Genomic DNA, 24,357 nt, shown 5'->3' on the forward strand with positions numbered 1-24,357 from the left:
GGCCTTTTTCGTTTGCGCCGCCAGAATGCGGCCCCGACGTTTGAATTCTCTTCAGCCCAACTCGTCGTTCCGGCGCAGGCCGAAGGAATGCCACTGGCATTCCTTCGCCCAATTTCCCTCGCAAACCCCGATCCATCCGAAGCGCCCGTCACTAATCAACAGAATTGGGCCCCGGCCTCCGCCGGGGCGACGTTGGTTGAGCTAACGGTCTGTAAGGCAGTGCGACTTCGGATTTGCTAGCGAGCGCGCCGCTCAGCGAACAACCGGCTTGACCCGCGACGCCGCCTCCAACGCCCGTTGCCGCGCCGTATCCACATCCCCAGCAGTCGCCAACGCCACCCCCATCCTCCGCCGCGCAAACGACTCCGGCTTCCCAAACAACCTCAACTCCGCCCCCGGCACCCGCAGCGCATCCGCCACGCCCTCGAACGCAATCCCCGCAGCTTCATGCTGCCCATAGATCACCGCCGACGCCCCCGGCGCCCGCAGCGCCACATCCACCGGCAAGCCGAGGATCGCCTTGGCATGCAGCTCGAACTCGCTCTGCACCTGGCTCGCCATCGTCACCATCCCGGTGTCGTGCGGACGCGGGCTCACTTCCGAGAACCACACCATGTCGCCCTTCACGAACAGCTCGACGCCGAACACGCCGCAGCCGCCCAGGTTGGCCGTCACCTTGCCGGCGATGTCGCGCGCGCTCGCCAGGGCCGCGGGGCTCATCGGATGCGGCTGCCACGATTCGACGTAGTCGCCCTGCACCTGCTTGTGGCCGATCGGCTCGCAGAAGCTGGTTTCGATTTCGCCGTTCGCATCGAGCGAACGCACCGTCAGCAGCGTGATCTCGTAGTCGAAGTCGATGAAGCCTTCCGCGATCACGCGGCCCGCATCGACGCGGCTGCCGCTGGCCGCATACTCCCACGCCTGCGCCACGTCGCCCGCGTTGTCGAGCTTCGACTGGCCCTTGCCCGACGACGACATCACCGGCTTGACCACGCAGGGGAAGCCGACCGCTTCGCAGGCCTGCTGCAGTTCTTCCAGGCTGCTGGCGAAACGGTAGGGCGAGGTCGCCAGGCCGAGTTCCTCGGCGGCCAGGCGGCGGATGCCTTCGCGGTTCATGGTGAGCAGCGCCGCGCGCGCGGTCGGGATGCAGGTGATGCGACCGGCTTCTTCCAGCGCCACCAGGGTCTCGGTGGCGATCGCCTCGATCTCCGGCACCACCAGGTCGGGCTTCTCGAGCGCGATCAGGGCGGCCAAGGCTTCGCCGTTCGTCATGTCGATCACGTGGGCGCGGTGCGCGACCTGGTGGCCGGGCGCGTTCGGATAGCGGTCGACCGCGATGGTCTCCACGCCCAGGCGCTGCAGGGCGATGATCACTTCCTTGCCGAGCTCGCCGGAGCCGAGCAGCATGACCTTGGTGGCGGAAGGGGAGAGGGGCGTGCCGAAAGTGCGTGCGGTCGTCATGGGGTCTACTGTTGGTTGGGGATGTGGGACTATAGCAAAGCGTCATCGATGGCGCAGGCAAGCAGCCGTTTATGCGCGGCACTGGTCAAAACGAAAACGGGCCGCTATAATGCGGCCTCAATTCCCTGATAGCTCAGTCGGTAGAGCGACGGACTGTTAATCCGCAGGTCCCTGGTTCGAGTCCAGGTCGGGGAGCCAGAATACGGAAGGCCGCATCGTGAGATGCGGCCTTTTTCGTTTGCGGCGTCAGAATGCGGAGTTGGCAGATGAATCACTGCACACTTGCACGTGGTTCCGGCGCAGGCCGGAAACCAATTTCTCATGCAGATCATGATCGCATTCGCGAAGCGCCCGTCACTGTTCTACGGAATTGGGCCCCGGCCTTCGCCGGGGCGACGTTGGTGGAGGGAGCGGCAGATCAGGCCATGTCTACTTCGGTCGTGGCCGCCGCACTGCGCGTCATGTGCGCCGCTCGACAAACTCATACACCGCCATCCCACCCACCATCGCCGCGACGAACAACAGCGGCTTCAGCCCACCCCAGCCCAGCGACACCAACGCCGGCCCCGGGCAATAGCCGGCCAGCCCCCAACCAACGCCGAACACCAGGCTGCCCAGCACCAGCCGCCGGTCGACCTTGCCGCGCGCCGGCAGGTGCAGCGGCCCGCCGTCGAGCGTGCGGCCGCGCCGGCTTGCGAGCGCAAAGGCGGGCACGGAGACCAGCAGGGCGCCGCCCATCACGAACAGCAGCGACGGGTCCCAGTCGCCCGCGAGGTCGAGGAAGGCCAGCACCTTGTGCGGATCGGCCAGGCCCGAAAGCAGCAGGCCGATGCCGAACACGAAGCCGGCGAGCAGCGCATAAGGCAGGCTCATGACAGCAGATGGCGCAGCAGCCAGACGGTGACGAAGCCCGCCGCCATGAAGGCGAGAGTGGCTGAGATGGAGCGCGGCGAGCGGCGCGACAGGCCGCAGATGCCGTGGCCGCTGGTGCAGCCGGAACCGTAGCGGGTGCCGAGGCCGACCAGCAGGCCGGCCAGCGCCAGCACGGGTTTTTACAGTTCGTACGAAACTTGTTCATTTCTTACTTGTCATACAAAGGTAGCTTCAATTCGTTTGACGTCAGGGCATAGGTGGCATGCCCATATGAGAGACGAGTTGAGGAGCATCGCGGTGAGTTCCACCGTGACTGCCTGTGGAGGGGAAGGCGCTGGCCTTGTGCTTAGGCTTAAGGTGAAACCAGCCCCTACGAAGCAGGAATCCAACTGTATGGTGAGCCTTAAGCTGTATCAGGTAGCTTTACGTAAGTTTGGAGGAACGGTAGTCGGCATCGACTTGCGCCTCGGGCAGCACCGCGAACAGGCCCCAGGCGAGCGGCGCGCCGACCAGGCCGGCCAGGAAGGCGATGCGCCACGCCGTTTCGCCTTCCCGCGGCCGCAGCAGGCCGCCGACGATGCCGCTGATGCCTGCCACGCGACCGTTCAGCAGTACGAACAGCGCCACGCCGGCACCGATCAGGAGGCCGCCGGCGAGCGAGGTCCAGGGAGTGACCTGGGTCCAGTCGATGTGCATCGGACGCTGCCCATGAAACGAAGTTCAGCGGTACTTCTTCTTGTTCGTGGTGTACGTACGAGTATAGAAGCCGGAAGGCTTCTTTGCCACCCAATCGATGAAATTGCGGATATCCTCATGAGAACGCAGCGCTTCCCAGGTATGATAGCCCTGCAGCAGCTCGCGTTCGGTGAAGACCGAGTGGATCTTGCGGTGGCAAACCTTGTGGATCGGGAATTGCACCTTGCCCTTGAAGGTCTTGGGAATCAGGTGGTGACGGTCGACGTTGACCGTGCCCAGCGCCCGTCCGCACAGGGGGCACGGGGTATCGGCCGCGGGTAGGGCGGCGGCGCTCTGGTCGGGGATGGGCTGGCGTTTGGGCATGCCGTCCAGATGGCGACGCTTGCGCCATCCTGCAAGGCGCTCGTCAATACGGATGCACCGGACGGAGTCGTCAATTATGTTAAAGACCGCACATTGTAGTAGAATCAAAGCTTATCAAATTGCAAGATCGTGACATTACGATTCCCTGCCGCAATGATTGTAGATCGTCCAACCTGTTCCGTTCTCCTCATCGACGACGAGTCCTTTTCACAGGACATCGTCGCGCATGGGCTGACGGGCTGCGTCGGCCACAACCTGTGCTACGAGTCGAGCCCGGCCCGGGCGGTCGAGGTGGCGCGCGAAGTGCGGGCGACCGTGGTGCTGGTCGACATGCGCATGCCCGACCTCGACGGCTTCGAAGTCACCGCGCGCCTGCGCGCCCATCCCGACACCGCGGACATTCCCGTCATCGTGCTGTCCTCCGAGGACGACCCCGACATCAAGGCGCGCGCCTTCGCGGTGGGCGCCAACGACTACCTGGTCAAGTGGCCCGATCCGCGCGAGCTGGTGGCGCGCGTGCGCTACCACAACGACGCCTATGCCATGCGGCGCCAGCGCGACGAAGCCTTCGCCTCGCTGCGGGTGAGCCAGGAACAGCTCGCGGCCAGCCAGTCGGCCCTGCACCAGGCCCAGAAGATGGAGGCGATCGGCCAGCTCACCGGCGGCGTCGCCCACGACTTCAACAACGTCCTACAGATCATCGGCGGCAACCTGCAGCTGCTGAAACTGGTCGGCAACCTGAACGACAACGCCAAGGGGCGCGTCGAGATGGCCTTGACCGGCGTCGAGCGCGGCGCCAAGCTGGCCGCCCACCTGCTCGCGTTTGCGCGGCGCCAGCCGCTGCAGTCGGTGGTGGTCGATCCCGCCCACCTGCTGCGCGAGATGGACGACATGATGCGCCGCGTACTGGGCCCCAGCGCGCACGTGGTCACCGAGATCGACCACGATCTCGGCAGCACCATGGTCGACCCCAACCAGCTCAACAACGTGCTGCTGAACCTGGCCATCAATGCGCGCGACGCCATGGCCGGCAGCGGCACGCTGACCATCCGCGCCATGAACGCCGACGCCGGGCTGCCGCCCGAAGTGCCGGCCGGCGGCTACGTGATGCTGGAGATTGCCGATACCGGCAAGGGCATGCCGCCGGAAGTGCTGCAGCGCGCCTTCGAGCCCTTCTTCACCACCAAGCCGGTGGGGCAGGGCACGGGCCTGGGCCTGTCGATGGCCTACGGCTTCGTCAAGCAGTCCGGCGGCGAGATCGTGTTGAAGAGCGAGGTCGGGCGCGGCACCAGCGTGCGCATCTACCTGCCGCGCAGCGACGCCGCGCCGGCGCCGGTGGAGGCGGTGCACAGCGCCCAGCTGACCGGCGGCCTGGAGACCATCCTGGTGGTCGAGGACGAGGAACACGTGCGCGCCTCGACCGCCGGCATCCTGTCGGCGCTGGGCTACGACGTGATCGAGGCGGCCGACGCCGCGCAGGCGGTCGACATCATCGAGAGCGGCCGCCACATCGACCTGGTGTTCAGCGACGTGATCATGCCGGGGCCGGTGAGCAGCCTGCAGCTGGGCGAGATCGTGGCAGGCCGGCTGCCGGACGCGCAGATCCTGTATACCTCGGGCTACGCGGAAGGGGTGCTGGTGCACGAAGGGAAGCTGGATGCGTCGCTGCACCTGCTGCAGAAACCGTATCATCCTGAAGCGCTGGCGGCGCGCATCCGCCACCTGCTGCGCCGGCGCGAGCGCGCCGCGCAGGAAATCAAGCCGGCGTCGCCGCCGGCCGGTTCATCTCACTTGGGCTTGACGTAGCGGCGCGAGCCCGGCGGCGGTTCGTTCAGGACCGCCCAGAACACGCCCAGGTCGGCGATCGCGCGCAGGAATTCCGCGAAGTCGACCGGCTTCACCACATAGGCGTTCACGCCCAGCTCGTAGCTGCGCACCACGTCCTGTTCTTCCTTCGACGAGGTCAGCATGCACACCGGGATGCTCTTGAGTCCTTCGGTGTTGCGGATCTCGCGCAGCACTTCCAGTCCGTCCACCTTGGGCAGCTTCAGGTCGAGCAGGATTACGGCCGGATTGCCTTCCGCGCGGTCCTTGAACTCGCCGCGGCGGTGCAGGTAGTCGAGGGCGTCGGCGCCGTCGCGCACCACCACGACTTCATTGGCGAGCTGGCTTTTCGCCAGCGCGATCAGGGTCAGTTCGAGGTCGTGCGGATTGTCTTCGACGAGAAGGATGGGCTTGAGCATGGCTGCCTCAGGGAGTAGGGTGTTTCGGAATGCTGAAGGAGAAGGTCGCGCCTTCCCCCGGTACGGAATTGGCCCAGACCCGGCCGTTGTGGCGCTCGACGATGCGGCGCACGTTGGCCAGGCCGATGCCGGTGCCCTGGAAGTCCTCCATGCGGTGCAGGCGCTGGAACACGCCGAACAGCTTGTGGACGTAGTCCATATTGAAGCCGGCGCCGTTGTCGGCAACGTGGAACACGAATTCCTCGTCATTCTCTTCGGAGCTGATGGTGATGACCGCCGGGTCGCGCCCGCCGGTGAATTTCACCGCGTTCGACAGCAGGTTGAACACCGCCAGGTTCACGAACGTCGGGTCGGCCCAGATGGTCGGCAGCTGCTCGATGTGCCAGTCGACGTTGCGCTGGCCGATCTCGATGCCGAGCTTGTCGATGCAGGCCGAGACCAGGTCGTTCATGTCGACGTTGGTCGGCCGCAGCGCGGCGCGGCCCATCTGCGAGAACGACAGCAGGTCGTCGACCAGCTTGCCGGCCAGGCGCGCCGACTCCTTGATGTTCTTGAGGAAGCGCTGGCGCCGTTCCGGATCTTCGCTGCCGGCCGACTCGATCAGGAGGTCGGAGAATCCCACGATGTGGCGCAAGGGGGCGCGCAGGTCGTGCGAGACCGAATAAGAGAACGCTTCGAGCTCCTTGTTGGCGCGGCCCAGTTCCTCGGCCAGTTCGGCCATCTGCTCGGCGCGTTCCAGCGCGATGCCGAGCAGGGCGCTGCGGAACTCGATGGTGAGCTCGATTTCGCCCGCGTGCCAGGGCAGGCTGCGGCCATGAATGGTCTCGCGCCAGGCGGCGAAGGACAGGCGCGGCGAGAGCTGGACCGGATCGTTCGCCGAAGCGGCCTTGCCGCGCGGGTTGCCGGCCCATTCGATGGTCTGCACCACCTCCGGGCGGAACCACAGCAGATAGTGCTTGTGGATGCGCGAGATCGGCAGCGCCAGCAGGCCGCTGGCGTTGCGCACCAGCGCCACGCCGTCCGGATAGACTTCCATCAGGTGGTCGGTGTGGAACACGTCAGAGTGCCCCTGCATCGCCAGCCAGTCGACCAGCTGGCGGATGGCCGGCTCGGCGGGCGTATCGCCAAAGGTCAGCACGCGTTCGTCGACCACGATGGCGACCCCGCCTGCGCGGCCGAAGCGCAGCAGCTCGGGGAACACGCCGCTCATGTTTTCCAGGAAGTCGGCGCCCTTGGTCAGGTGGCCGAGCATCTCGACCATGATGCGCCGCACCTCGAGCCGGAACTGGAGTTCGGTGGCGTCCTCGCGCGACTCGATGCACAGGGCCAGGATCTGGCCCACCTGCTCGCAGGCGGTGCGCTTCTCGACCGGCACCGGGCGCGGGCCTTCGTTATGGCAGGAGATCAGGCCCCACAGCTCGCCCTTGACGATCAGCGAGACCGACATCGAGGCCAGCGTGCCCATGTTGCGCATGTACTGCAGGTGCACCGGCGAGACGCTGCGCAGGGCCGCGAACGACAGGTCGTTGCGCTTGCCCGTGACCGGGTTCAGTTCCGGCACCAGCGGCGCCGGCGTGTAGTTGGCGTCCTGGATCACGCGGATCGGCGACAGCGCGTACAGGGCGCGCGCCTGCGCCGGCACGTCGCTGGCGGGGAAATGCTGGCCCAGGTAGGACTCGTAGCCGTCTTCCTTCGATTCGGCCACCACCTTGCCGTGGCCGTCGGTGTCGAACTGGTACACCACCACGCGGCCGTAGCCGGTCACGGCGCGCACGTGGCGCGCGGCCAGCTCCGACAGTTCGGCGATCGCGGCCGAGCCGTTCACCTTGAGCAGAAAGTCGCCGATCAGCGGATACAGGTGGCGGAAGTCGGCCGCGCCCGGGCGGTTCACGCCTTCGCATTCGAGGATCACCAGGCCGTCCCAGGCATGCGCCAGCACGTCGAAGTGGGCGCCGTTGGCGAGGGTGATGGTGCCGATGTAGGCCGGGCGCGAGCCGAGGCCTTCGCCCGCGAGTTCCGGCGCCAGGCGCGCCGCGGCCGCCTCGCCGACGATGCGCGCGAGCGGTTGGCCGATCGCGTCCCGGACCGGCACGCCGGTCCAGTGCTCGAGGTTGTCGCTGGCCTGCTGGATCGCGCGGCTCGCGTCCGGGTCCGCGGACATGGTCAGCATGAAGCCGTGCGGCTGGATGCTGCCCGGCGTGCGGATCGGCTCGTTCGCGCAGTGGGTCAGGTCGAGGAGGTCGGTGGAAGCCTGTGTCATATTGCCAAGAGAAGGCGCAGGAAAGATACAATTCAACATTGTAACGTCAAATTCGGCACTTCAATCACGCCGGTGGCTGATTTTCCAACATTGCCGCGCCCGCAGGGGCTGGCGCCAAGTGCGCGGCGCGTATTGCTGAGCAGGGCTATGATACGATCCTTCGTACTGACCCGCGAGTGTCCAAGGCTCATGAATCCGCACCATCCCGCACTCCCCACGCTGACTGACGAACAACGACTCCAGTACCTGATCGCCGGCATCAGCGACTATGCGATCTACATGCTCGACCCGCTGGGGCACGTCAAGAGCTGGAACGCGGGCGCCCAGCGCTTCAAGGGCTACCTGCCGCAGGAAATCCTGTTCCAGCACTTCTCGCGCTTCTACACGCCGGAAGACCGGGACGCCGGCCTGCCGGCGCGGGCGCTGGCGCATGCCCTGGAACACGGCAAATACGAATCCGAAGGCTGGCGCGTGCGCAAGGACGGCACCCGCTTCTGGGCGCACGTCGTGCTCGACCCGATCTACGACGAGCACCGCAACCACCTGGGCTACGCCAAGATCACCCGCGACGTCACCGCGCGCAAGCAGGCCGAGGACGCGCTGCGCGAGAGCGAGCAGCGCTTCCGCCTGCTGGTGCAGGGCGTGACCGACTACGCCATCTACATGCTCTCGCCCGAGGGCACGGTCTCGAACTGGAACATCGGCGCCGAGCGCATCAAGGGCTACGGCCAGGCCGACATCGTCGGCAGCCACTTCTCGCGCTTCTACACCGAGGAAGACCGCGCCGGCGGGCTGCCGCAGCGCGCGCTCGCCACCGCGCGGCGCGAGGGCCGCTACGAGGCCGAAGGCTGGCGCGTGCGCAAGGACGGCACCCGCTTCTGGGCGCACGTGGTCATCGACGCCATCACCGGCGACGACGGGCAGCTGCTGGGCTTCGCCAAGATCACGCGCGACCTGACCGAGAAGAAGCAGGCCGAGGAAGCGCTGGAGCAGGCGCAGCGCGCGCTGTTCCAGTCGCAGAAGATGGAATCGATCGGCCAGCTCACCGGCGGCATCGCGCACGACTTCAACAACCTGCTGTCGGTGCTGGCCAGCGGCATCGAGGTCTTGAGCATGACCCGTCCCGGCGCCGACGCCAAGACCCTGGACAGCATGCGCCGCGCAATCGACCGCGGCGCCACGCTGACCCAGCAGCTGCTGGCCTTCGCGCGCCAGCAGCCGCTGCAGCCGGAAACGCGCAGCATCAACCGCATCGTCACCGGTTTCGAATCGGTGCTGCGGCGCGCCGCGCCGTCCGGCGTGGAATTCAGCCTGCAGCTCGACCCCAAGGCCGGCAGCGCCGTGGTCGACACGGCGCGCCTCGAATCGGCGCTATTGAACCTGGTGGTGAACGCGCGCGACGCCATGCCGGAAGGCGGGCGGCTGAGCCTGGACACGCGGCCGGCCGAGCTGCGCGAAGGCGAAGTGACCGGCCTGGCGCCGGGCCCCTACGTGCGCATCGCGGTGACCGACACCGGCACCGGCATGCGTCCCGACACCGTGCAGCGCGCCTTCGAGCCCTTCTACACGACCAAGGAAACCGGCAAGGGCACGGGCCTAGGGCTGTCGCAGGTGTACGGTTTCATCAAGCAGTCCGGCGGCGAAGTGGTCATCCAGAGCACGCTGGGCGAGGGCACCGCGATCGTGATCTACCTCCCGGCCGTGACCGAGCAGGGCAGCGAAGCGGTGCACGGCGACACCGAGACCGTGCTGATCGTGGAAGACGAACCGGACCTGCTGGACGTGGCCTCGGCGCTGTTCCTGAGCATGGGCTACGACGTGATGACGGCGGCCAGCGGGCAGGATGCGATGGGCATGCTGGCGAGCCGCGACGTGGACATCCTGTTCACCGACATCGTCATGCCGAACGGGCCGAACGGGATCGAGCTGGCGGAGTTCACGCGGGAGAACTACCCGAACATCAAGGTGATGCTGGCCTCGGGGTACCCGCAGCCGGCGCTCAGGCTGGATCAGAATCGCTTGGGGGAGTATACGTTTGTGAGCAAGCCGTATCGGCTGTCGGACCTGGCGCGGGGGCTGCGCAGCGTGCATTGAAGGTGGTTGTGGCTATTCGCTGACGACTGTCACTCTTCTTGCCACTTACCGTTGAGTCGTCATCCCGGCGCAGGCCGGGATCCAATTCCGTCGCACAGTGACGGGCGCGTCGCGGATGCCTTAGGGCGGCTCATGGGAAATTGGATTCCGGCCTACGCCGGAAGTCATGGGCGCCAGTGGCGCGCATGACGGTGCTACGGTTAGCGGTTTGGGCAAGTGTCGGTGGTATGCTGGGTGCTACAACCCAAAAATGATGTCACTAATCCGCTCATACAAAGGATTCGCCGACGGCCCCGGGTTCGGCCAGTTCAGCACATCGAAGTGGTCATACCCCCGATAATTCCCCAAAAAATTCCACGTCCCCTTCACCGACTTCCCATCGAACTCCCGCACCGCATGCCCCCCAGGCGCCCGCATGCTCACCGTGTTCACCACCCCATCGTTCGCAAACCAGTCGCTGTCGATCGGCACCCGGCCCGCCCCCAGCTGGGTATAGCCGCCCAGCCCGCGCTGCAGGGCCGAGGGCACGATCCATTCGCCGGCCGTGGCCTTGAATCCGGGGATCATGTCGTTGCGCGGATACTGGTTATAGGTGGTCTGCACCGGTGCGATCACGCGGTCGGTCGCGTTGCAGCACCAGGCGCCGGCTTCGGTGGCCACCGTGCCCACCGAATACCAGTAGATGTGCGGCGAAGTGCGCGCCCAAGTGTTGAATTCGCGTGCGCCGTCGGGCGAGAGTTCCCAGTTGGCCCAGCGGTTCTTCAGCACGTCCCCCAAGGGTGTCTGCAAGCCCAGGTTCAGCACGGCGTCGGCGAAGGTGGTGCCGTTGTGCGGCGTCGAGATGGTGGTGACGCTGCGCACCCAGCCCACCTTGCCGCCCTTGAACAGTTCGTGGCCGCCTTCGTCTTCCGGCGAGCCGTGCTCCAGCAGTTCGACCAGGGCGCGGATGGTCGTGCCGCCCTGGCTGTGGCCGATGAAGTGGAGCGGATGCGCGGCGTCCCAGGCCGGGTACAGGGCCAGCGGATAGTTTTCCGGATTGTTCTTCGGGTCGGCCGCCCAGCACTTGCCGGCGGGCGTCTGCTGCTGCCCTGGCAGGCCGTGCGTGCGCACGTGGGCGGCGCCGTAGTCGACGCAACCGCCCTTGATCTGCGCATACAGGTCGGCCGCGCGGTCCCAGTTCGAGCTGACCGGGCCGACCACCGCCGCGTACACCGCGCGCGGTCCGCGGTAGACCTGCATGTGCGCGGCGATGTCGCCATAGCCGCCCCAGTAATTGAAGCCGCTGTGCTCGAAGGTGTCGGGGCCGAAGCCGAGGAAACCGTGGACCAGGATGACCGGGTAGTTGTTCTGCGCGGCGGCCGGCAGGCCCGCGCCGAGCGCCAGCAGGGCAGCGAGCAGGGCGTGGAGGATGCGGGGCATGGAGGGCTTTCGGAAGTCGGACGCGATTTCCATTGTCGGAGCGGATGGACGTCGGTGATTTGCCCTGCCTCAGTGCCGGGTGGCGAAAAGTGATTACTTGTGGAATGGAATCGAGCTCCGGCAGCTCGCAGACCAGCAAGTTTTCAGTTGAATCCGTGCCGGCGCAGGATCGCCTGGCCGGCCGGGCCCATGACGAAGTCGACGAAGCGCTCGCCCGCGCGCGAACCCGGCGCCGCGCCGATCCCGTAGGCGCTGCGCACATTGAGATGGTCCGGGATGCGCAGCACCTTCAGCTGCGGCAGGGCGTGCAGGGTGCCGGCGGCATTGGTGCAGTACATGATGTAGGCGTCGGCCTTGTTCTCTTCGAAGGCGGTCACGTAGGGCAGCTTCTCGCCGGGCGCCGGGGCGCTCGCGCCCGACAGCTTGAGCGCCTTGGCCTCGAAGCGGGCAAAGGCGCCGGGCTGCGCCTTGTCGGCGTTGCGGAAGAACTGCCAGGTGTAGTCGCCCATCGGGTCGGACACCGGCGTCGAGGTGGCCAGGCGCACCGAGGGCCTGAGCAGGGTCTCGACCAGCGTGGCCTCGCTCAGGCCGAGCGCCGGCGTCGACACCACGCACAGGTCGTTGTAGGCGAAGGTGAGGGAGCGCGCCAGCAGCTTCTGCGCCGCCAGCGCCTCGGTATGTTCGACCGAGGCGGACGCGAACACGTCCACCTTGCGTCCGCCTTCGATCTCCTGGCGCAGCTTGCCGGACGGGCCGTAGGTGGCGGCGATGCCGCCGCCGGCGTCCTTGCGCCAGGCTTCCCCGAGTTCGCGCATCGCGTCACGCAGGCTGCCGGCGGCGAGCAGCGTGATTGGGGCCTCCTGCGTCTGTTGCGCGGCGGCCGGCAGGGCGCAGGCGAACCCGAAGGCGGCAAGGGCAATCTTCTTCATCGTTTTTCTCCCAGGCTGATGATCAAACGCCGATCACGACGCTCGCCTCGTCGATCGAGGCCATGGCCGCCTGACCCGCTTTCAGGATGCCGCCCGCGGCGGCGAATCCGACCAACTGGACGCCGCTCGCCAGGCGCAAGGTGACTTCGCCGGCCTTGGCGCGGCTGGCGCGCACGATGGCGCCGTCCAGCACGTTCCCGGCGCTTGAAACCGCGATGTGCGCGGCGACCTGCACCGCGGTCGCCTTGCACAGCGCCAGCACCTCCATGCCGGGCGCGAGGCCGAGCAGCTGCGCGCTTTCGCGCGTGATGCGCGCGTGCAGGGCGCCGCCGTCCGCCAGCAGCAGCCGCACACGCACCTGGCCCCCGTGCGCGCTGAGCGCGCCGACGGTGCAGGGGAACTGGTTGCGCATGCTGGTGCGCAGGGCGAAGGCGGCGCGGCCGCTGGTGTCGCCGTGGGCGAAGCTCTCCAGGATGCGCTGGCGCGCCCGCGCCATTTCGTCGGCGGCGTCGAGCACGCGCCGGCCCGCCGGCGTGAGCGTGGCGCCGCCACCGCCGCTGCCGCCCACCGCCTTTTCGACCAGCGGCGTGCCGGCCAGGTTGGCCAGCGTCTCGAGCGCCTGCCAGGCCGCCTTGTAGCTCACCCCGGCGGCGCGCGCCGCTTCGGAGATCGAGCCGGCCTCGCCCACGCGGCGCAGGATGGCGATGCGCTTGTCGACGGCCTGGAGGCCGAGGACTCCGTCCAGGGGAAGCGTGTGCTTGTTCATCATGCAATGGTAGCAGGATGCGCTATTCCGCGCATGAATAGCGGTTTCGTATGCTAGAGTTGCGCTATTCCGAATTTGAATAGCGATTTGAACAGTGAGGCGGACGATGAAGACATGGTGCGTGCTGGCGGGCGGCCTGGCGCTCTCGATGGGTGTGTGGGCGGGCGAAGTGCAGGTGGCGGTTGCCGCCAACTTCACCGCGCCGATGGAAAAGCTGGCGCCGATGTTCGCCGCGGACACCGGCCACAAGGCGGTGCTGTCCTTTGGGTCGACCGGCAAGTTCTACGCCCAGATCAGGAACGGCGCGCCATTCGAGGTGCTGCTCGCCGCCGACGACGAAACCCCGGCCAAGCTCGGACGCGAAGGCCAGGGCGCCGGCCGCTTCACCTATGCGGTCGGCAAGCTGGCGCTGTGGAGCCGCCAGGCGGGCGTCGATGCGCAAGGCGAGGTGCTGAAAGGTGGACGTTTCGAGAAGCTCGCCGTCGCCGATCCCAAGCTCGCCCCTTACGGCGCGGCCGCCGTCGAGACCATCACCAAGCTCGGCTTGCTGGAGACCCTGCGTCCGAAATTCGTCCAGGGCGAGAACATCGGCCAGGCTTACCAGTTCGCCGCCACCGGCAATGCGCAGCTCGGCTTCGTCGCGCTGTCGCAGGTCTGGGCGGACGGCAAGCTCAAGCAAGGCTCGGCCTGGATCGTCCCGGCCTCGATGCACGCGCCGATCCGCCAGGACGCCATCCTGCTGGACAAGGGCAAGGACAGCGAAGCGGCCGCCGCCCTGATGAAGTACCTGCGCAGCGACAAGGCGAAGGCGCTGATCCGCAGCTTCGGCTACGAGATCTGATGCCGATCGCGAAGGAAGCCTGGCAAGCCATCTGGCTGACGTTCGAGCTGGCCGCGTCGACGACGGTGCTCCTGCTGCTGCTCGCCACTCCGCTGGCCTGGTGGCTGGCGCGTACCCGGTCGCGCCTGCGGGTGCCGGTGTCGGCGCTGGTCACCATGCCGCTGGTGCTGCCGCCGTCGGTGCTGGGCTTCTACCTGCTGGTCGCGATGGGGCCGGACGGGCCGCTCGGCCGGCTGACGCAGGCGCTGGGTCTCGGGGTGCTGTCGTTCACGTTCACGGGCCTGTTGATCGGGTCGATCGTCTACTCGCTGCCGTTCGCGGTGCAGCCGATGCAGCACGCCTTCGAGGCGATGGGAAGCCGGCCGCTGGAAGTGGCGGCCACCTTGCGCGCGTCGCCGATCGACGCCTTCTTCACCGTGGCACTGCCGCAGGCGCGCAGCGGCCTGCTCACCGCCGCGGTGCTCAGCTTCGCGCACACGGTCGGCGAATTCGGCGTGGTGCTCATGATCGGCGGGAACATCCCCGGCCAGACCCGCGTGGTGTCGACCCAGATCTACGGCTACGTGGAGGCGATGGAATACGCCAGCGCGCACTGGCTGGCCGGCGGCATGCTGCTGTTCAGCTTTGCCGTGCTGCTGGTGCTGGCCAGCCTGCGCCGCAGCGATACGCGGGTGCTGCCGTGAGCGGCGATCCGACGCTGCTCGTTCGCCTGCGCCTGCCGCGCGCCGGCTTCCTGCTCGACGTCGACCTGCGCCTGCCGGGCAGCGGCGCCACCGTCTTGTTCGGGCCTTCGGGCTCCGGCAAGACCAGCATCCTGCGCTGCGTCGCCGGGCTGGAACGGGCGCAGGATGCGCGCATCGTGGTGGATGGCGAGACCTGGCAGGACGACGCCGCGCGCGTGTTCCTGCCGACCCACCGGCGCGCGCTCGGCTACGTGTTCCAGGAGGCGAGCCTGTTCGCACACCTGGACGTGCGCGGCAACCTCGAATTCGGCCGCAAGCGCACCCGCTCGCCAGAAGCCGCGCGCACCCTGCAGGATGCGATCGAATTGCTCGGCATCGGCCACCTGCTGGGCCGCCCGGTCGGCCAGCTGTCGGGCGGCGAGCGCCAGCGCGTGGCCATCGCACGCGCGCTGGCCACCCGGCCGCGCATCCTGCTGCTGGACGAACCGCTGGCCGCGCTGGACGCCGCGCGGCGCCAGGAGATCCTGCCGTGGCTGGAGAAGATGCACACGGAACTGAAGCTGCCGATGCTGTACGTGACCCATTCGGCCGACGAACTGGCGCGGCTGGCCGACCACGTGGTCATGCTGGAGCAGGGCAGGGCGAAGGCGGCGGGGCCGGTGGATGCGGTGCTGTCGTCGATCGACGGGCCCGCGGCGGCGGGAGAAGACGCGGGGGCGCTGGTGCATGGCGTGGTGGCCGAGCGCAGCGCCGAGTGGCAGCTGATCCGGGTGGCGTTCGACGGCGGGAACCTGTGGCTGCGCGACAGCGGGGTGGCGGTCGGGAGCGAAGTACGCCTGCGCATCCTGGCGCGCGACGTCAGCCTCACCACGCGCGAGCCGGCCGACACCAGCATCCAGAATCACTTCCCCTGCATGCTGGAGTCGGTGGCGGTGGCGAGCCATCCGTCGCAGGTGCTGCTGCGGGTGAGGTGCGGGGAGACGGCGCTGCTGGCCCGCATCACGCGGCGCGCCTTGTTCGATCTGGGCTTGGAGACAGGCAGCGCCGCCTGGGTGCAGGTGAAATCGGTAGCCCTGCTTTCGTAGGGTGGGCGCCCCCCCGCCCACGCGTTCAACTCCCGTATGAATGGATGCGACGCGTGCCTATCATGCACGGTTAGGACGCGTGGGCGGAGGCCCGCGGGGCCGCCCAGGCCCACCCTACCAATTCGTGGCTTTGTTACTGCCGATGGACGTGGTTGGCGCCGAATTCCCCATATCGACCTTCGGCGTCACCGACGCCGTCACCGCAGCTTCCGCCGCCTGGTCGATATCGCCCGTCCACACCACGTAATCGTCGACCGAATACAGCCGGCACGGTTCGGTGCTCTTGGCGGTGCAGGTGGCCAGGGCGCGGCCGTCAGGGTCTTCGCCTTCCTCGGCCCAGGTCCAGGCGCCGCTCGGCGACACGGCGAAGGCGCGCGGAGTCATCTTGCCCAGGTATTCCTGGTAGGCGCGGCGGCCGTTCTCGGACAGGAAGGGCACCGCCTCGACGTCGTCGACTTTCGCGTAATCGGTGCGGGCCGGGGTCGGCGGCGGCGGCACGTCGTACAGCACCTTGGTCGGCATCCCGACCTGCTGCAGGAAGGCCATGGTGTCGTTCAGCCAGACCTTCTCGCCGTCGCGGCTGGCCAGCATGCCGTGCGAGTCGCGCTTGAAGGCGGCGAATTCGACCAGCTTGCCGCGTCCGCCCGCGCCCTCGAAGGCGGCGTGCATGCGCGACGCCAGCTCCGGGCCGAACAGCGAGTCGTTCTCGCCATACATCCACAGGGTCGGCAGTTTCGCCTTGCTGCCGTAGTCGGTGAAGGCGGTCACCAGGGCCGAGCGCCAGGCGCAGCGGTCGCTGTCGTCGCGCAGGCCGCCGGCGAAGTTGATCAGGCCGCGCACGCCCGGCAGATCCCGGGTGCCGGCGGCGATGGTCGCCAGGCCGCCGTAGGACTGGCCGGCGATGACGATGTGGTTGGCGTCGACCCAGGGTTGCTTGCGCGCGTAGGCGAGGGTCGACACGATGTCCTCGGCCTGGATATAGCCGTTGGCCTTCATGTCGCAGCCGAAGTCGCGGTAGCGGCCGGTCGAGTTGGCGAAGCCCTGGCGCATCGGCACCATCACGGCATAGCCGCGTTTCACGAAGGCGGTCGCCATGTGATAGAAGCGGTCGCGCGGCTGCATGTTCGGGCGGCCCGGGTCCTTGCCGTGGTTGATGATGATCAGGGGGAAGGGGCCGGGGCCGTTGGGCTGGAACACGGTGGTTTCCAACATGGCGCGGCCTTGCGGGCCGGCGGGCACCTGCTCGATGTGCTCGTTCATGCGGTGGTCGAGCTGCAACTCCTGCTGCACGGCGATGCCGGGATACATGGCAGCGGCGGCGAGGGCGGCGGCGAAAAGCTGGCGGAGCGTGCGGCGTGGTGGCATGGCGACTCTGTCAAAACTGCGTGCCTGAACAGTTCTGGAACAATTTCCGTAAGGCACAAATTTATTCTAGGTATGCTGAATCGACAGAGCAATATCGGTTTTGGCAATTCCGAAGGTAAATTTTCGTGCCGTATCAAGGTGACCACATCTTGAACGCCTGCGAGTCGTGCCGACGTGCTTGTTCTTGTCCGGTTATCATGCGAAGGTGACAAGAACAGAGGGGAATGAGCGGATGAGCAAGTACGCGCCGCGCGAGTGGGCGCCGGACGAAAAGCCGATGCTGCCCGGCTCTCCCTCCACGCCCGCCCATCCGACGCCGCTGCGCTTCGCCTACCTGTTCGTCGGCGTCCTGATCACGATCACCGGCGGCCTCGGCAATGCCCTGGTCTCGGTCAACCTGATCAACCTGCAGGGCACGCTCGGCGCCTATACCACCGAAACCACTTGGCTGCCGGCCGCCTACGTCATGGCCAACGCCTCGATGAACCTGCTGCTGGTGAAGTTCCGGCAGCAGTTCGGCCTGCGCCTGTTCACCGAATTCTTCCTGGTGCTATATGCGCTGGTGACCTTCGCCCACCTGTTCGTGAACGACCTCGGCTCGGCCATCGCGGTGCGCGCCGCCCACGGCATGCTGGCCGCGGCCATCTCGCCGCTCGGCCTCTACTACGTGCTGCAGGCCTTCAAGAAGGAGTGGCGCCTGCGCGGCGTCGCGCTGGCCCTCGGCACGGCCCAGCTGGCGCTGCCGCTGGCCTACCTGTTCTCCGGCGACCTGCTGCAGATCGCCGAGTGGCGCGGCCTGTACATGTTCGAGCTGGGCCTGGCCCTGGTCTCGCTCGGCGCGGTGCTGCTGCTCAAACTCCCGCCGGGCGACCGCTTCCAGGCCTTCCGGCCGATGGACTTCGTCACCTTCGCCCTGTTCGCGCCGGGCATGGCGCTGCTGTGCGCGGCCCTGAGCTTCGGGCGCGTGCTGTGGTGGTTCGAGCAGCCCTGGATCGGCGTCGCCCTGGCCGGTGCGACGGTGCTGCTGGCGGCCGCCTTCTGCGTCGAGCACAACCGCGCCAACCCGCTGTTGAACATCCGCTTCTTCACCAGCGCGAACATCGTGCGGCTGGCGGTGTCGATGGTCCTGGTGCGCATCGTGCTGTCCGAGCAGAGCGTCGGCGCGGTCGGTTTCCTGCGCGCCGTCGGCCTGGACAACACCCAGATGCAGACCCTGTACACCGTGGTGCTGTGCGCCACCGTGGCCGGCATCGTCGCGTCGGCGCTGACGGTCAACGTGAATCACCTGATGGCGCCGCAGGTGATCTCGCTGGTCTTGATGTCGCTCGGCGCCTGGATCGACGCCCACGCCACCAACCAGACCCGCCCCGAGCAGATGTACCTGAGCCAGAGCCTGCTCGCCTTTGGCGGCACGCTGTTCCTCGGCCCCCTGGTGATTTCCTTGATCGGCACCGTGGTCGCCAACCCGGCCAACCTGATCAGCTTCTCGGTGCTGTTCGGCCTGACCCAGAACCTGGGCGGCCTGCTCGGCTCCTCGCTGGTCGGCACCTTCCAGGTGCTGCGCGAGAAATACCATTCGTCGATCATCACCGAGCACCTCAGCAGCCTCGATCCGCTGGTGGCGAGCCGCATCCAGTCCGGCGCCGCCGCCGTCGGCCAGCTGGTCGCCGACCCGGCCGCGCGCACCCGCCAGGGCGCCGCTTCGCTCGCGGCTTCCGCCACGCGCGAAGCCAACATCCTGGCCTTCAACGACGTCTTCCTGGTGCTGGCCGCGATCGCCGCCGCCAGCGCCCTGTGGATCTTCCTGCACGCCGTCTGGCTGCAGTACTTCGCCGCGCCCAAGCCCGCGCCCGCCGCACCCGCGCCGGGCGCTCCGCCACCACCCGAACCCGTTACCGATTGAACCATGCCAGATCAATCCTCCTCCCCGGCCAACAAGCGTTCGCGCCGCATCCTCGTCAGCGCCGCCCTGTTCGGCGCCATCGCCCTCGCGGGCGTGCTGGTCGTCCTGTATGCCTGGAAGCTGCCGCCGTTCCGCTCCACCCTGCAGGCGACCGAGAACGCGCTGGTACGCGGCCAGGTGACCATCATCAGTCCCCAGCTGGGCGGCTACGTGGTCGAGGTGCTGGTGCAGGATTTCCAGCAGGTGAAGCAGGGCGAGCTCCTGATGCGCATCGACGACCGCATCCCGACCCAGCGCCTGGAGCAGGCGCGCGCCGCGCTCGCGACCAGCCGCGCGGCGCTCGAGAACTTCGCCCAGACCAACCGCACGGCGCAGGCTACCATCGAACAGAACCAGGCCACGCTGGCATCGAGCGAGGCGCTGGCGACGCGCACCGCGCTCGACCTGCGCCGCGTCGAAGAACTGGCCGCCGACGGTTCGCTGTCGGCGCGCGAACGCGACGCCGCACGCGCGGCCAATGCCCAGGCGGTGGCGAGCCGCAACCAGGCGCGCGCCACGCTGGAGATTGCACGCACCAATCTGCGCTCGGTCGGCGTGAACCGCGCTTCGCTCGAGGCCGCGGTGGCGAACGCCGAGGCCCAGGTGCGGCTGGCGGAGATCGACCTGGCCAACACCCGCATCACCGCGCCGCGCGACGGCCAGCTGGGACAGGTGACGGTGCGCCAGGGCGCCTTCGTGAACGCCGGCGCCCAGCTGACGGCGCTGGTGCCGGCGCAGCTGTGGATCATCGCGAACATGAAGGAAACGCAGATGGCCGACGTGCGCCTGGGCCAGCCCGTGACCTTCACGGTCGACGCGCTCAATGGCGCCAAGCTGCGCGGCCACGTCGAACGGATCGCGCCGGCCACCGGCTCCGAATTTTCGGTCATCACGCCGGACAACGCGACCGGCAACTTCGTCAAGATCGCCCAGCGCATCCCGGTGCGTATCAGTATCGACCCGAACCAGCCGCTGGCCCGGCGCCTGCGGCCGGGCATGTCGGTGGTGGCGACCATCGACACGGCTTCCGCCGGCAAGGAGGCGCGATGAGGGCGTTGCGCTGGCTGCCGCTGGCGCTGGCGGCGGCGGGATGCACGATGGCGCCGCATCCGAGGCCGGCGCCGACCTTGCAGCTGCCGGCTGCATGGCGTACGGCGCCGGGCGGCGAGGGCATCGTGGCGCGCGACTGGTGGCGCGCCTTCGGCGACCCGGCGCTCGACGCCCTGGTGCGGCGCGCGCTCGACAACAACGGCGACCTGCGCATCGCCCGCAGCCGCCTGGAGGAGTACCGGGCGCGCGTGCGGGTGGCGCAAAGCGCGAACCAGCCGGCCATGAACCTGTCGTTCGCGCCGACCCGCGCGCGCGTCATCGGGCCGCTCGGCCAGCCGATCGACACGACCTCGATCGTGGGCTCGGTGCAGGCCTCGTATGAACTCGACCTGTTCGGCCGCATCGCCGCCGCGACGCAAGCGGCGCGCTTCGAGGAGCTGTCGCAGGAAGCGGCCTTCGATGCCGCCGCGCTGGCGATCGTGGCGAACACGGCGTCCGGCTATTTCAACCTGCTCGGCCTGGACGCCCAGCTGGCGCTGGCACGCGAGACGCTGGCCTCGCGCGAACGCTCGTTCACGCTCGCGCGCCACCAGTTCGAAGTCGGCTACAGCTCGCGCCTGGAGATGTCCCAGGCCGAGGCCGAGCTGCACGCGACCGCCGCCGTGGTGCCGCAGCTCGAACGTGCGATCGCCCAGCAGGAGCAGGCACTGAGCCTGCTGGTGGGCGCGCATCCCGGCCCGGTGGCGCGCGGCGTGCCGCTGCTGGAGGTGCGCCTGCCTGCGCCGTCTCCCGGGCTGCCGTCGGAACTGTTGCGGCGCCGTCCCGACATCGCCCAGGCCGAGCGCCTGGTGGCCGCCAGCGACGCCAGCCTGGCCGCGGCGCGCGACGCGCTGCTGCCCTCGATCCGCTTCACCGCTTCGCTCGGCGCGCAGGGCGGCAGCATCGCGCGGCTGCTGCGCGACCCGGTCGAATTGTGGAGCATCGGGGGCAGCGTGCTGGCGCCGATCTTCGACGCGGGCCGCCTGCGCGCCCAGGCCGACATTGCCGCTACGGTGCGCGACCGCGCGCTGTTCGCCTACGAGAACGCGGTGCGCGCGGGATTCGCGGAGACCGAGAATGCGCTGGCCGGCATCGACGGCCTGCGCCGGCAGTCCGATGAGGCCGAGGCGCGCAGCCGGGCGGCGAACGAGGTGCTGCGGGTGGCGCGCAACCGCTACCGCAACGGCTACGCGTCCTATCTCGAAGAGCTGGACGCCCAGCGCACCGCCTTCAGCGCCGAGACCAATGTGCTGCAGCTGCGCGCCAGCCTGCTGGCAGCGCACGTCGACCTGTACCGCGCGCTGGGCGGGGGCTGGACGCCGGCGCCATGAGCGGGGTCATGTCGAAACGCGCGCGCTGCGGCGTGTGCCTGCGTGCGCAGTCCGCGTGCATCTGCCAGTGGGTGAGGGCGGTCGATGCCGAGGCGGCGTTGCTGGTGCTGCAGCATCCGCTGGAAGTGGGCAACGCCAAGAACAGCGCGCGCCTGCTGCACCTGTGCGTGAGCGGGAGCGCGCTGGCGGTGGGCGAGACCTTCGATGCGGCCGAACTGGACGCGCTGCTGCATGCGGAGGGGCGCACGCCGGTGCTGTTGTATCCGGAGACCGAGGGGGACGCCGCCTTGCCCGCGCCGCCCCCCTTCGTGCCGATGCCGGCGCGCGAGCTGCGGCTGGTGGTGCTGGACGCGACCTGGCGCAAGAGCCGCAAGATGCTGTACCTGAATCCGCTGCTCCAGCGCCTGCCGCGCCTGGCGCTGCTGGATGTGGCGCCGTCCGGCTACCGCATCCGCAAGGCGCATGCGCCGCACCAGCTGTCTTCATTCGAGGCGGCGACTCTCGCACTGGCGCAGTTGGAGGGGAACCCGGGAAAGTTCCGAATTTTGTTCGATGCCTTCGCAGGATTTGTGGAACAGCAGGCCGCCTTCATGCCGCACGCGCGGCCTACTTGAATTCCGCATGCGGTGGGCGTAACATACTGTACAAATATACAGTATTGGAGCCGACGTGCCCGAACGCCAACTACCGCCGCAACGAGAGACCCTGGACGAGCAGCCCATGCTCGGCCCGCGTCCGCTCGCGGCGCGCAAGGGGCGGGGCGCGGTGTCGAACCTGCAGGGGCGTTACGAGGTCAATGGCCGCGAAGAATTCGACGACGGCTGGGAACGCGACGAGGACGAACCGGCAGGTGTGCGCACCGTCGTCAGCGACGAAGTGGCCAAGTCCATCCTGTCGCGCAACAGCTCGCCCGATATTCCCTTCAACGTCTCGCTGAATCCCTACCGCGGCTGCGAGCATGGCTGCATTTATTGCTTTGCCCGTCCCACGCACAGCTACCTCGGCCTGTCTCCCGGCCTCGACTTCGAAAGCCGCCTGTTCGCCAAGGTGAACGCGGCCGAACTGCTGCGGCGCGAGCTGGCCAAGCCGGGCTACGTACCCGAGCACATCGCCGTCGGCGTCAACACCGATGCCTACCAGCCTTGCGAGCGCGAGCTGGGCCTCACGCGCCAGGTGCTCGAAGTGCTGAGCGAATGCCGGCATCCCTACGGCCTGATCACCAAGTCTTCGCTGATCGAACGCGACATCGACCTGATCGCGCCGATGGCCGAGAAGGGGCAGGCCTGCGCCGCCATCACGCTGACCACGCTCGACCCGCAGATCTCGCGCACCCTGGAGCCGCGCGCCGCCGCACCGGCCCGCCGCCTGCGCACCATCCGCACGCTCACCGAGGCCGGCATCCCGGTCAGCGTGAGCGTGGCGCCGATCATTCCCTTCGTGACCGAACCGGAGATCGAAAAGATCCTGGAAGCGGCGCGCGACGCCGGCGCGGTAGGGGCGCACTACACGGTGCTGCGCCTGCCCTGGGAGGTCAACCCGCTGTTCCAGGAATGGCTGCAAGCCCACTTCCCGGACCGGGCGCAGCGCGTCATGAACCGCATCCGCGATCTACGCGGGGGGAAGGACTATGACGCCGACTTCAGCAAGCGCATGCAGGGGGAGGGCGTGTGGTCGGACCTGATCCGGCAGCGGTTTTCGAAAGCCGTCGACCGGCTGGGGATGGGAGATTACCGGGGACGCTTCGGGCGGCTGGATGGCTCGCGGTTTCGCCGGCCGGTCGTCGTTCCTGCGGCTACGGCCAAGCCGGGCGCCAAGTCGGCCAGCCAGCTTGATCTGTTCTAAACGAGATTCTTTAATGTAGGGAAGGTCTGGGCGGAGGACCGCCCACCCTGCTATTTCGCTGGTGTTTTCGGCTTTTCGATTTTGCCATGCACCTCATTCACCATCATCAGCGCGGCCGAGCTGAAGAACCTGTGGTACTCGGCCACCATCTCGCCGCTCTGGATGATGGGATCGGTAGATGCCCAGGTCCTGGCTTCGTCGATATTCCCGGTCGCCAGGATGAAGATCCCGCGCCGGTCCTCCTTGCCGTCCAGCGGCCCGGCGACCGCCAGCTTGCCGTCCTCGGCCAGGCGGCTCATGTTGGCGAAGTGGCCCTCGAAGATCTTCGCCCGTTCCGCCTTGTCGGTGGCCTTCTTCGGCCCGGTCTTGAGGATCACCAGCACATAGCTGCGCATCCCGTTTTCGTCGGCGCCGAGCGACTTCGCCAGGGCGGCGTCGTACATTGGCGCCGGTTTGGCGACCCGCGTTTCGGCGTACGCGGCACCGCTCGCCAGCACCAGGCCCGCGCACACCATGGTCAGTATCTTGTTCGACATTTCCGTCTCCTCATCGGCACACTTGCGGCGCGCCTTGTCGTTATCAAAGTGGTGTTGCGATTCTAGGTCAGATCCACAGCCGGTAGATCCGGAACGACTCATCTTCCACGTAGCGCTGCGCGAACTCGGTCGGCGGGTATCCGCAAATTTCCTTGGTCACGCGGCGCATGCGGGCCTGGTCCGCGAACCCTTCGTCCAGCGTCAGCGTGGTCCAGTCGAAAGGCTGGTCGTTCTCGTAGCGGTCGTGCGCAGCGAAGAACATGACTTTGGTGTGCACCAGCGCTTGCCACTGGCGCAACGAGCGACCGCTGAGGGATCTGACGTGGCGCTCGGCCTGGCGCGCTGGGGTTTTAACAGTTAGTTTGGAACCTATTCATTTTTGAGTAGTCATACTCATATGAACAAGTTTTTGTCCATCACCGCTGCCGCGCAAGCGCTTGGCGTTTCGGCCAGCACGCTGAGACGCTGGGAGGCGGCCGGCAAGCTCATCCCCAGCCGGACCAAAGGTGGTCAACGCCGCTACGATCTCGCATCGATGC

The 24,357-nt window shown here is 67.7% G+C and carries 22 protein-coding genes, 1 tRNA gene and 2 pseudogenes; 12 read left to right on the top strand and 13 right to left on the bottom strand.

The features are described 5' to 3' along the window. Positions 1-252 precede the first annotated feature (252 nt). Positions 253-1,461 carry a formate-dependent phosphoribosylglycinamide formyltransferase gene (gene purT, locus LQ564_RS06840; protein WP_231057311.1) on the bottom strand — a complete coding sequence of 403 codons (1,209 nt, stop codon included), beginning with the start codon at positions 1,459-1,461 and terminating at the stop codon, positions 253-255. Between the two features lie 122 nt (positions 1,462-1,583). On the opposite strand from purT, the gene LQ564_RS06845 reads away from it, so the two are divergent. Beyond that, positions 1,584-1,659: transfer RNA gene (locus tag LQ564_RS06845), tRNA-Asn, on the top strand. A gap of 261 nt (positions 1,660-1,920) precedes the next feature. On the opposite strand, the gene LQ564_RS06850 is transcribed toward LQ564_RS06845, so the two are convergent. The 4 genes and pseudogenes from LQ564_RS06850 to LQ564_RS06865 form a co-directional block, all read right to left on the bottom strand. Further along, positions 1,921-2,334, bottom strand: a complete 414-nt coding sequence (locus tag LQ564_RS06850; protein ID WP_231057312.1) for a YeeE/YedE family protein — start codon at positions 2,332-2,334, stop codon at positions 1,921-1,923. After that, positions 2,331-2,507: pseudogene (locus LQ564_RS06855) on the bottom strand (YeeE/YedE family protein); the annotation flags it as partial. The pseudogene LQ564_RS06855 and the gene LQ564_RS06850, both read right to left, overlap by 4 nt. Positions 2,508-2,778: 271 nt before the next feature. After that, positions 2,779-3,030 (bottom strand): annotated as a pseudogene (locus tag LQ564_RS06860) (YeeE/YedE family protein); the annotation flags it as partial. A gap of 24 nt (positions 3,031-3,054) precedes the next feature. Continuing rightward, positions 3,055-3,393 carry an HNH endonuclease signature motif containing protein gene (locus LQ564_RS06865; RefSeq protein WP_231057313.1) on the bottom strand — a complete coding sequence of 113 codons (339 nt, stop codon included), beginning with the start codon at positions 3,391-3,393 and terminating at the stop codon, positions 3,055-3,057. Positions 3,394-3,546: 153 nt separating this feature from the next. Here LQ564_RS06865 and LQ564_RS06870 point away from each other — a divergent pair, with 153 nt between their 5' ends. Then, positions 3,547-5,199 (top strand): response regulator, encoded by a 1,653-nt coding sequence (locus LQ564_RS06870; RefSeq protein WP_231057314.1) that lies wholly within the window; start codon positions 3,547-3,549, stop codon positions 5,197-5,199. On the opposite strand, the gene LQ564_RS06875 is transcribed toward LQ564_RS06870, so the two are convergent. Beyond that, the gene (locus LQ564_RS06875) at positions 5,181-5,636 is read right to left on the bottom strand and encodes a response regulator (protein WP_231057315.1); all 456 of its coding nucleotides are present in this window, start codon (positions 5,634-5,636) and stop codon (positions 5,181-5,183) included. The two genes, LQ564_RS06870 and LQ564_RS06875, sit on opposite strands and share 19 nt — an antisense overlap. A 7-nt stretch (positions 5,637-5,643) precedes the next feature. Next, positions 5,644-7,896 carry an ATP-binding protein gene (locus LQ564_RS06880; protein WP_231057316.1) on the bottom strand — a complete coding sequence of 751 codons (2,253 nt, stop codon included), beginning with the start codon at positions 7,894-7,896 and terminating at the stop codon, positions 5,644-5,646. Positions 7,897-8,085: 189 nt separating this feature from the next. On the opposite strand from LQ564_RS06880, the gene LQ564_RS06885 reads away from it, so the two are divergent. Beyond that, the gene (locus LQ564_RS06885) at positions 8,086-9,990 is read left to right on the top strand and encodes a hybrid sensor histidine kinase/response regulator (protein ID WP_231057317.1); all 1,905 of its coding nucleotides are present in this window, start codon (positions 8,086-8,088) and stop codon (positions 9,988-9,990) included. Between the two features lie 237 nt (positions 9,991-10,227). Here LQ564_RS06885 and LQ564_RS06890 read toward each other — a convergent pair whose 3' ends face one another. From LQ564_RS06890 to LQ564_RS06900, 3 genes are all read right to left on the bottom strand, one after another. Further along, complete coding sequence (locus LQ564_RS06890) at positions 10,228-11,409, bottom strand: esterase/lipase family protein (RefSeq protein WP_231057318.1); 1,182 nt, start codon at positions 11,407-11,409, stop codon at positions 10,228-10,230. 143 nt (positions 11,410-11,552) lie between these two features. Continuing rightward, positions 11,553-12,338 (bottom strand): molybdate ABC transporter substrate-binding protein, encoded by a 786-nt coding sequence (gene modA, locus LQ564_RS06895; RefSeq protein ID WP_231057319.1) that lies wholly within the window; start codon positions 12,336-12,338, stop codon positions 11,553-11,555. A 22-nt stretch (positions 12,339-12,360) separates the two neighbouring features. Then, a complete protein-coding gene (locus LQ564_RS06900; RefSeq protein ID WP_307729928.1) occupies positions 12,361-13,107 on the bottom strand; it encodes a TOBE domain-containing protein in 747 nt (248 codons plus the stop codon). A 103-nt stretch (positions 13,108-13,210) separates the two neighbouring features. On the opposite strand from LQ564_RS06900, the gene modA (LQ564_RS06905) reads away from it, so the two are divergent. From modA (LQ564_RS06905) to modC, 3 genes are read left to right on the top strand one after another with little or no spacing between them, the layout of a single operon-like run. Next, the gene (gene modA / locus LQ564_RS06905) at positions 13,211-13,945 is read left to right on the top strand and encodes a molybdate ABC transporter substrate-binding protein (protein ID WP_231057320.1); all 735 of its coding nucleotides are present in this window, start codon (positions 13,211-13,213) and stop codon (positions 13,943-13,945) included. Continuing rightward, the gene (gene modB, locus LQ564_RS06910; protein ID WP_231057321.1) at positions 13,945-14,628 is read left to right on the top strand and encodes a molybdate ABC transporter permease subunit; all 684 of its coding nucleotides are present in this window, start codon (positions 13,945-13,947) and stop codon (positions 14,626-14,628) included. Before modA (LQ564_RS06905) ends, modB begins: the two co-directional genes overlap by 1 nt. Continuing rightward, positions 14,625-15,713, top strand: a complete 1,089-nt coding sequence (modC, locus tag LQ564_RS06915; protein WP_231057322.1) for a molybdenum ABC transporter ATP-binding protein — start codon at positions 14,625-14,627, stop codon at positions 15,711-15,713. Before modB ends, modC begins: the two co-directional genes overlap by 4 nt. Before the next feature lie 114 nt (positions 15,714-15,827). Here the strand turns inward: modC and LQ564_RS06920 are convergent, their stop codons facing one another. Next, the gene (locus tag LQ564_RS06920; protein ID WP_231057323.1) at positions 15,828-17,078 is read right to left on the bottom strand and encodes a dienelactone hydrolase family protein; all 1,251 of its coding nucleotides are present in this window, start codon (positions 17,076-17,078) and stop codon (positions 15,828-15,830) included. Positions 17,079-17,310: 232 nt separating this feature from the next. Here LQ564_RS06920 and LQ564_RS06925 point away from each other — a divergent pair, with 232 nt between their 5' ends. From LQ564_RS06925 to LQ564_RS06945, 5 genes are all read left to right on the top strand, one after another. After that, positions 17,311-18,981 (top strand): MFS transporter, encoded by a 1,671-nt coding sequence (locus tag LQ564_RS06925; RefSeq protein WP_231057324.1) that lies wholly within the window; start codon positions 17,311-17,313, stop codon positions 18,979-18,981. Between the two features lie 3 nt (positions 18,982-18,984). Beyond that, positions 18,985-20,070, top strand: a complete 1,086-nt coding sequence (locus LQ564_RS06930; RefSeq protein ID WP_231057325.1) for an HlyD family secretion protein — start codon at positions 18,985-18,987, stop codon at positions 20,068-20,070. Further along, entirely contained in the window at positions 20,067-21,440 is a 1,374-nt protein-coding gene (locus LQ564_RS06935; protein ID WP_231057326.1) for an efflux transporter outer membrane subunit, read from the top strand. Before LQ564_RS06930 ends, LQ564_RS06935 begins: the two co-directional genes overlap by 4 nt. Positions 21,441-21,448: 8 nt before the next feature. After that, a complete protein-coding gene (locus LQ564_RS06940) occupies positions 21,449-22,054 on the top strand; it encodes a tRNA-uridine aminocarboxypropyltransferase (protein ID WP_231057327.1) in 606 nt (201 codons plus the stop codon). Positions 22,055-22,160: 106 nt separating this feature from the next. Continuing rightward, complete coding sequence (locus tag LQ564_RS06945; RefSeq protein WP_231057387.1) at positions 22,161-23,282, top strand: PA0069 family radical SAM protein; 1,122 nt, start codon at positions 22,161-22,163, stop codon at positions 23,280-23,282. A gap of 50 nt (positions 23,283-23,332) precedes the next feature. Here LQ564_RS06945 and LQ564_RS06950 read toward each other — a convergent pair whose 3' ends face one another. Together LQ564_RS06950 and LQ564_RS06955 are read right to left on the bottom strand one after the other, a co-directional pair. After that, positions 23,333-23,818 carry a YciI family protein gene (locus tag LQ564_RS06950; protein ID WP_231057328.1) on the bottom strand — a complete coding sequence of 162 codons (486 nt, stop codon included), beginning with the start codon at positions 23,816-23,818 and terminating at the stop codon, positions 23,333-23,335. Between the two features lie 67 nt (positions 23,819-23,885). Beyond that, the gene (locus tag LQ564_RS06955) at positions 23,886-24,095 is read right to left on the bottom strand and encodes a hypothetical protein (RefSeq protein ID WP_231057329.1); all 210 of its coding nucleotides are present in this window, start codon (positions 24,093-24,095) and stop codon (positions 23,886-23,888) included. A 120-nt stretch (positions 24,096-24,215) separates the two neighbouring features. On the opposite strand from LQ564_RS06955, the gene LQ564_RS26005 reads away from it, so the two are divergent. Next, the coding region (locus LQ564_RS26005) for a MerR family DNA-binding transcriptional regulator (protein ID WP_371873435.1) at positions 24,216-24,357 on the top strand (142 nt) is incomplete at its 3' end.

The organism is Massilia phyllostachyos (assembly GCF_021044825.1).
Lineage (GTDB): Bacteria > Pseudomonadota > Gammaproteobacteria > Burkholderiales > Burkholderiaceae_D > Telluria > Telluria phyllostachyos.

Coding starts and splice junctions, on each gene's coding strand:
- purT (WP_231057311.1), bottom strand. CDS start 1,461: ATGACGACCGCACGCACTTTCGGCACGCCCCTCTCCCCTTCCGCCACC.
- LQ564_RS06850 (WP_231057312.1), bottom strand. CDS start 2,334: ATGAGCCTGCCTTATGCGCTGCTCGCCGGCTTCGTGTTCGGCATCGGC.
- LQ564_RS06865 (WP_231057313.1), bottom strand. CDS start 3,393: ATGCCCAAACGCCAGCCCATCCCCGACCAGAGCGCCGCCGCCCTACCC.
- LQ564_RS06870 (WP_231057314.1), top strand. CDS start 3,547: ATGATTGTAGATCGTCCAACCTGTTCCGTTCTCCTCATCGACGACGAG.
- LQ564_RS06875 (WP_231057315.1), bottom strand. CDS start 5,636: ATGCTCAAGCCCATCCTTCTCGTCGAAGACAATCCGCACGACCTCGAA.
- LQ564_RS06880 (WP_231057316.1), bottom strand. CDS start 7,896: ATGACACAGGCTTCCACCGACCTCCTCGACCTGACCCACTGCGCGAAC.
- LQ564_RS06885 (WP_231057317.1), top strand. CDS start 8,086: ATGAATCCGCACCATCCCGCACTCCCCACGCTGACTGACGAACAACGA.
- LQ564_RS06890 (WP_231057318.1), bottom strand. CDS start 11,409: ATGCCCCGCATCCTCCACGCCCTGCTCGCTGCCCTGCTGGCGCTCGGC.
- modA (WP_231057319.1), bottom strand. CDS start 12,338: ATGAAGAAGATTGCCCTTGCCGCCTTCGGGTTCGCCTGCGCCCTGCCG.
- LQ564_RS06900 (WP_307729928.1), bottom strand. CDS start 13,107: ATGATGAACAAGCACACGCTTCCCCTGGACGGAGTCCTCGGCCTCCAG.
- modA (WP_231057320.1), top strand. CDS start 13,211: ATGAAGACATGGTGCGTGCTGGCGGGCGGCCTGGCGCTCTCGATGGGT.
- modB (WP_231057321.1), top strand. CDS start 13,945: ATGCCGATCGCGAAGGAAGCCTGGCAAGCCATCTGGCTGACGTTCGAG.
- LQ564_RS06920 (WP_231057323.1), bottom strand. CDS start 17,078: ATGCCACCACGCCGCACGCTCCGCCAGCTTTTCGCCGCCGCCCTCGCC.
- LQ564_RS06925 (WP_231057324.1), top strand. CDS start 17,311: ATGAGCAAGTACGCGCCGCGCGAGTGGGCGCCGGACGAAAAGCCGATG.
- LQ564_RS06930 (WP_231057325.1), top strand. CDS start 18,985: ATGCCAGATCAATCCTCCTCCCCGGCCAACAAGCGTTCGCGCCGCATC.
- LQ564_RS06935 (WP_231057326.1), top strand. CDS start 20,067: ATGAGGGCGTTGCGCTGGCTGCCGCTGGCGCTGGCGGCGGCGGGATGC.
- LQ564_RS06940 (WP_231057327.1), top strand. CDS start 21,449: ATGTCGAAACGCGCGCGCTGCGGCGTGTGCCTGCGTGCGCAGTCCGCG.
- LQ564_RS06945 (WP_231057387.1), top strand. CDS start 22,161: ATGCTCGGCCCGCGTCCGCTCGCGGCGCGCAAGGGGCGGGGCGCGGTG.
- LQ564_RS06950 (WP_231057328.1), bottom strand. CDS start 23,818: ATGTCGAACAAGATACTGACCATGGTGTGCGCGGGCCTGGTGCTGGCG.